Annotated in this window: 6 protein-coding genes, 1 tRNA gene and 1 pseudogene; 7 read left to right on the forward strand and 1 reads right to left on the reverse strand. The window is 65.7% G+C overall.

The genetic code is table 11. The features are described 5' to 3' along the window. From VF794_RS34795 to VF794_RS34820, 6 genes and pseudogenes are all read left to right on the forward strand, one after another. Positions 1–156, forward strand: a pseudogene (locus VF794_RS34795) (phosphate ABC transporter ATP-binding protein); the annotation flags it as partial. Positions 157–176: 20 nt separating this feature from the next. Next, on the forward strand, positions 177–869 hold the full coding sequence (gene phoU / locus VF794_RS34800) for a phosphate signaling complex protein PhoU (protein ID WP_331117431.1): 693 nt from the start codon (positions 177–179) through the stop codon (positions 867–869). Positions 870–975: 106 nt separating this feature from the next. Next, positions 976–2241: a ceramide glucosyltransferase gene (locus VF794_RS34805; protein ID WP_331117432.1), complete on the forward strand. Its 1266-nt coding sequence runs from the start codon at positions 976–978 to the stop codon at positions 2239–2241. A 90-nt stretch (positions 2242–2331) separates the two neighbouring features. After that, positions 2332–3165, forward strand: coding sequence for a metallophosphoesterase (locus tag VF794_RS34810; RefSeq protein ID WP_331117433.1), 834 nt, complete (start codon positions 2332–2334; stop codon positions 3163–3165). Positions 3166–3259: 94 nt separating this feature from the next. Beyond that, on the forward strand, positions 3260–3640 hold the full coding sequence (locus VF794_RS34815; RefSeq protein WP_331117434.1) for a response regulator: 381 nt from the start codon (positions 3260–3262) through the stop codon (positions 3638–3640). Between the two features lie 111 nt (positions 3641–3751). Next, a complete protein-coding gene (locus VF794_RS34820) occupies positions 3752–5029 on the forward strand; it encodes a hemolysin family protein (RefSeq protein WP_331117435.1) in 1278 nt (425 codons plus the stop codon). Between the two features lie 44 nt (positions 5030–5073). Here the strand turns inward: VF794_RS34820 and VF794_RS34825 are convergent. Next, positions 5074–5147 (reverse strand) — tRNA-Arg (locus VF794_RS34825). Between the two features lie 933 nt (positions 5148–6080). Between VF794_RS34825 and VF794_RS34830 the strand changes: the two genes are divergently transcribed. Beyond that, positions 6081–6726 (forward strand): hypothetical protein (locus tag VF794_RS34830; protein ID WP_331117436.1); only part of this gene is annotated, 646 nt, incomplete at its 3' end.

A 6726-nucleotide genomic window follows, 5' to 3' on the forward strand; every position in this document is an offset into this window, starting at 1 on the left:
ATCGTCACCCACAACATGCAGCAGGCAGCGCGGGTGAGCGACCGGACGGCCTTCTTCTACATGGGCGAATTGGTGGAGTGCGGTCCCACGGAGCAGATCTTCACGAACCCGCAAGAGACGCGCACCGAGGACTACGTCACCGGGAAGTTCGGGTAGGCGCGAGGGAGAGCGGGCACATGCCATCGAAGCATACGGACAAGGCATTCGAGCAGGACCTGAGGGATTTGCGCGAGAAGCTGCTGGCCATGGGCGCCAAGGTGGAGGCGCACATCGCCGACAGCATGCGCGCGCTCACCGAGCGGGACTCCGTGCTCGCCGAGCAGGTGATGATGGGCGATCAGGAGGTCAACCGCCTCGAGGTGGAGATCGACGACACCTGCCGCCGCATCCTCGCGCTGCGCCAGCCGGCCGCGAGCGATCTGCGCCTCATCACCACGGCGCTGAAGATCGTCACCGACCTGGAGCGCATTGGAGACCTGGCGGTGAACATCGCCGAGCGGGCCAAGGACCTGAACGAGGCCCCACCGCTCAAGCCCTACGTGGATACGCCGCGACTGGCTGAGTTGGCCCAGCAGCAGGTGAAGAAGGCGCTGGATGCCTTCGTGTCCTCGGACGTGGTCAAGGCCGAGGCGGTGCTCAAGGAGGACGACCACCTGGACGCCCTCTACCTGAAGATCTTCAACGAGCTCCTCGGCTACATGATGGAGGACTCGAAGAACATCCGCCGCGCCACGGCGCTGATGTTCATCGCCAAGCACCTCGAGCGCATGGGCGACCACGCCACCAATGTGGCGGAGATGGTCATCTACATGGTGCGCGGCACGGACATCCGTCACCCGCGCAGCCGCAACCTGACGACCGCTTCCTGAGGGAAGATCGGTTGGACGCACCGTGTTGCCCGAAGTTCCCCCTGGCGACACGGGGGCTTCATGAGGTCGTCACACGGCTCCCGTAACGTCCCGGGCAGGACGCGCGATGAACGCGCCCCTCCTGCTCGGGAGCAAGTCCGTGCCCACGACCCACGCGCTCAGCCTCACCCTCCTCGCACTGGCCGCCGCTGGAACCTTCGCCCTGGTGATGCAGCTCTTCTGCGTGCTGCGCCACTGCGGGCTGTCCTCGCGGGTGCGGCCGGCCCCGGAGCCCCTGGGCGAGCCGGTGGGCATCTCCCTCCTCAAGCCCCTGTGTGGCGTGGATGATGACCTGGAGGCGAACCTGGAGGCCTTCGCCCACCTGGGTTATCCGAAGTACGAGGTGGTGCTGGGAGTGAAGGATACGCGCGACCCGGCCTACGCGGTGGCGAAGGCGGCGGTGGCGCGCTGGCCGCACCTCATGAGGCTGGCACTCCAGCACGGAGAGCCCGGCCTCAACCCCAAGGTGAACCAGCTCATCACCCTGGCGGCCGTGGCCCGCCACGACATCCTCGTCATCAGCGACTCGAACACGCGGGTGGGCCCGGACTACCTGGAGGAGATCGCCCACACCTTCGAGGATCCGAACGTGGGCTGCGTATCCAACCCGGTGAGCGGCATTGGCGAGCGGACGCTGGGCTCGCTGATGGACAACCTGTACCAGAGCACCACGGCGGGCGCGGGGCAGATCTCCGCCAAGCAACTGGCGGACCAGGACATCGTGGTGGGCAAGTCCATGGCCCTGCGCCGCGAGGACGTGGACGCCCTGGGCGGCTTCTACTCGGTGCGCAACGTGCTGGCCGAGGACTACGTCATCGGCCGGTGGCTGACGCGGCGGATGGGCAAGCGGGCCGTGGTGGCGCGCGCGCCCGTCTACAACGTGTCGCAAAAGAAGAGCGTGATGACCTTCTTCAAGCGCTACCTGCGCTGGAGCATCATCCACCACACCTGTATCCCCACGCCGCTGTACCTGGGGCAGGCGCTCATCAACCCCCTGCCCCTGGCGCTGTTCGGCGCGCTGCTGTCGCCCTCGGCGCTCGCCCTCGGGGTGCTGGGCGCGGTGACGCTGGTGAAGCTCGTCCACGACGTAGCCGTGTTCCAGTTGATGCGGCCTGGACAGAGCACCCCGTGGATGACGCTGCCCGCGGTGTTGCTCAAGGACGTGCTGCTCTTCGTGGCGTGGGCGAATGGGCTCTTCGCGCGCTCGGTGGACTGGCGCGGGAACAAGCTGCGCGTGATGGCCGGCTCGCGGCTCGTGCCCCCCGCGTCCGTCCTGTCCAAGGGGGTGGTTGCTCCCGAGAGCGAGCCCATCGAGGAACTGCTCGCGGGCTGACGGGTTCACCGCGACGTCACCTCGCGCCCCCACAGGCTTCACACCGGGGCCATGGGGGTGTTTCAGCGGGTGGGTACATCCAGGTCAACCATGCTCATCCGCAAGCTGGCGCACCTGTCGGACCTGCACCTGGACCTCACCCGCGAGAGCGACGCGACGGCCACCGCGCTCGTGGAGACCCTCCTCGCCGAGCGCGTGGACCATGTGGTGGTGTCGGGCGACCTGACCCACCAGGGGAGCCGGAGCGAGTACCGGCGCTTTCGGGAGCTCTTCGCACCGTTGCTCGATGCCGGGCGGCTCACCTTCATCCCCGGCAACCATGACCGCACCGGAGAGGACGCCGGTGGCCAGTGGATGGGCGGCCGGAAGGTGCGCGTGGAGCGGCACGAGGGCCTCTACCTGGTGTGCGTGGACTCCACGGGCCCGCACAACCGCAACTACTTCGCCTGCCACGGCGAGTTGACCCCGGCGGTGCTGGACGCGGTGGACGAGGCCCTGTGCGCCGCCCCCACCGGCGCGCTCACCGCGGTGTTGCTGCACCACCACGTGCTGCCCCTGCCGGAGGAGAGCTTCCCGGAGCGCCTGGCCACGCGCATGGGTTGGCCGCACGCCTCGGAGCTCGCGCTGGGCGCCGAGCTGGTCCGCCGGGCCCAGGGCCGGTGCGACCTCATCCTCCACGGGCACCGGCACGTGCCGCGCGAGTTCGAGCTGGGCCTCTTCCAGGGTCGCGGGCTGCGCATCTACAACTCGGGCAGCTCCATCGAACTCGGCCGCTTCCGTATCTTCCAGCACGCCGCCGGTCGACTGGTGGGCGAGCCGGCATGGCAGCAGGCGGAGCTGCCCCCGGTGCGCAAGCGCTCGGCGCCGAACGTCATGCCCGCCCTCCAGTACTTGGCCAGCCAGCTCACGGTGTCGCTCTTCTGAGGGCCCGTCTCCTCGCCCGCTCTCCAGGCGGCCCTTTGCATCCGTGAATGGCCTGTTGTTCCCGGAAGGTTGTACCCACGTACCAGGAGGTCACTTGGGTCGAAGGGCATCGGGGGACGACGCACGTAAGGTACTGGTCGTCGATGACGACGCGGATTGGCGGGAGTTCCTCAAGCTGTGTCTCGAGGATCTCGGCTACGAGACCATCGAGGCCGCCAACGGCCAGGAGGCACTGGACTCGCTCTCGCAGCAACGCTGCGGCGTGATGCTGCTGGACCTGAACATGCCCGGCATGAACGGCTTCGAGGTCCTGGAGCGGATGCCGCGCAACGGCACCCCACCCCGAGTGGTGTTCCTCACCTCCGCGGCGGCCCAGGACGTGGGCGGCGCGCTCCGCACGGGGCCGCACTACTACCTGCCCAAGGGCGCCAGTCGGGATCAGCTCTCGCTGCTGCTGCAATCCCTGGAGAGCTGAGGCCCTCTCAGGACCTTCGCGAGCATTTGGGAGTCAGCGCTCGGACCGGGGCTGCTATAGACACCGGTCGGAGGGTAGGCGGCCATCGCGACCGAATTCGCCATCATCCTGTTGCTGATCCTGGCCAACGGAATCTTCTCCGGGGCCGAACTCGCCCTGCTCTCGGTGCGCAAGACCCGTCTGCGGGAGCTGCTCGACGAGGGCAACCCCTCCGCCCGAGCCGTCCAGGCCCTGCGAGATGACCCCGAGCGCTTCCTGGCCACGGTGCAGATCGGCATCACGGTGGTGGGAGCCAGCGCGGCGGCCTTCGGCGGGGCCTCCCTCGCCCAGCGGCTGGCACCGGTGCTCACCGGACTGGGGCTCCCCGAGAAGACCGCGGAGCAGGTGGCCTTCGCGGCGGTCGTGGGCCTGGTGTCCTATCTCTCGCTGGTGCTGGGCGAGCTGGTGCCCAAGTCCCTTGCCCTGCGCTTCTCCGAGGGCTACGCGCTGTTCATCTCCCGCCCGCTGCGAGGGGTCGCCTGGCTGATGCAGCCGCTGGTGTGGTTCCTCACCGCCAGCTCCAACCTCATCCTGCGCTTTTTCGGGGACCGGACGAACTTCACCGAGTCGCGCCTGTCGCCGGAGGAGCTTCAGCAGTTGGTGGAGGAGGCGGCGAAGTCGGGCTCGTTGGATCCCCGGGCCGGAGAGATCGCCTCGCGGGCCTTCGAGCTGGGGAACATCCCGCTGTCGTCGGTGATGGTGCCGCGCAACCGCATCGTGGCGCTGCGCCGGCACGCGAGCGCCGAGGAGATCAAACAAGTGCTGCTGGAGCACGGGCACTCGCGGATGCCGGTGTACGAGGGGACGCTCGACAACGTCGTGGGCTACGTCATCGCGAAGGATCTGTTGGGAGTGGCCTGGGAGGGCCAGCTCATCGTGCTCGAGGACGTGATGCGCTCGCCCTGGTTCGCCTTCGAGTCGATGCGGGCCATCGATGTGCTGAAGGAACTCCAGCGACGGCGGATGCATCTGGGCATCGTGGTGGACGAGCGTGGAGGCGTGGCGGGACTGGTGACGGTGGAGGATCTGGTCGAGGAGCTGGTGGGGGAGATCTCCAGCGAGTTCGAAGCGCCCGAGGAGCTCATCCAGCGCGAGAGCCCCACCACGGCGGTGGTGCAGGGCACGGCGGCGCTACGGGACGTGAACCGGGCGCTGGAGCTGGAGTTGGAGGAGGGCCAGGGCTGGTCGACGGTGGGAGGCCTTTGCGCGGCGGAGGTGGGCTCCATCCCCCAGAAGGGCACGAGGCTGACGTTGAGGGACGGGACGGTGCTGGAGGTGCTGGACTCAAGCCCGCGCCAGGTGCGCTCGGTGCGCATCCACCTACCGCCTCGGGAGGCGCCGAAGGGCTGAAAAACAGAGAGGGCCGGGAACCCGAGGCTCCCGACCCTCTCTTGCGCGCGATACAGGATTCGAACCTGTGGCCTTTGGCTCCGGAGGCCAACGCTCTATCCAGCTGAGCTAATCGCGCAAGCCGCGACGACGGGTGGGTAAGTAACCGACTTCCCCCAGCGACGCAAGCACGCATTCATCGAACAGCGCCCGAGGCGGACATCATTCCTCGGGGCGGGGCCCCACTGTTCGATACCCATCTGATCGCCCACCAGGGAAGCGGGATGCACGAGCCGGGGATCGAACTCTAAGCAAGGCGATAGAAAAACCTAAGCAGGACGCGCAGTTACCCGCTATCGCCTTGATTTTATTAGGGTCGTCATCCCGTCTCGTGCCGTGCCGTCCCCCCTGGTCCCCCCTGAATCCGCGCTGGAGGGGCACATACGGGGCACATGGGAGTGCCCGTCACCGGCAGGGTCTAGGCTGCTCGCCTAGGAGGGTAAGCCGCACGCCGACCTGGGATCTGTTCAGGCTCGCGCTGGGGACCTAAAAGGACATGTGCGACAGTCAAACTCGGATTAACGAAGGAGCTGAGCTCGCCTGACAGCTTGCTCGAAATCCTCCTCTGCGCCGTGCCGCGGCGTCACACTGAACTTGCTTGCTCCTCTCGCATCCTCGATTTTCAGCTGTTCCTTTTTTAACCCCAACGTAACCGCGACGAAGTTCAGAACTGAGTCTCTGTCACCGCGACCGGGAGCGAGTTCGACCACGATCTTCCGAGTGTCGACACTCCGTATTGTCATAGGGTCATTTGCTGGCGGCATGCACGCCTCAAATCTGAAGGCACGGTTTGCTGGCGAAAGAAGCCAATACCCCGGCCCATCATTTTGGAATTTAACTCTGGTTGGGCCTAAAACACCCAGGGCAGCATACGGGCATTCAATCGGTTGAGTCTCTGCCTATAGGCAAGATGGATTTCTTGCTCATTTCAGGTCAGACGGGTCGCCCAATTCCAGCGACCGACCTCTCAAGGGCGTTGACTTCATAGCCTCGTTGTCCACAACCATGAGTCATGAGAATTCAAGATCGCGATAGCATAGCGAGCGACACCGGGCCAAAACAGAGCGGTAGAGAGCAGGTGACACTGAGCCGACGGAGCATGGGGGCGCAACTACGCCTCGCGACCTTGTCATGGCTCCAAGAGGGCGAAGGACTGCCCGCGCACAGTTTCTTGGAGACCATTGAGACTGCTTCCTCACACCCGGGCTTCGGAAACGTGGATCTCTGGTTGTGCGCGGGGCGGACACTCATCGAACGTCCAAGTGCCGCCGAGGTGTTGCTGTGCAGCGGTGGGTCCAGTGTCTGCTTCGAGGTATGGGAAGAAGGAGTTGTATCGTGGCTATGTGCATTCCGGCAACGCGGCATAGACGTATTGACCGCTTTGCGAAGCGGACAGATCGTTTACAAGCGCGATGACTGGCATGCATTCCCAACACTCACCCGCGCCTTACTAGCAGGTGATGGGCTGCTTCAATTCGAAGGGCTGAACCTGACATTAGCATTGCTCATTTGCGGCGAGAACAATGCCTTGGATTACTTGGTTAAGGAATTCACGTCGACGCGGCCTTGGGGAATATTGAATCCCGCTCATTTCGCTTATTGGCCGCAAGCGATCCCGACGGGGGCTGCGAAGGTTAAGCAGGTTGGCAAGGCTGGGC

The organism is Archangium sp., assembly GCF_036389735.1.
GTDB lineage: Bacteria > Myxococcota > Myxococcia > Myxococcales > Myxococcaceae > Archangium.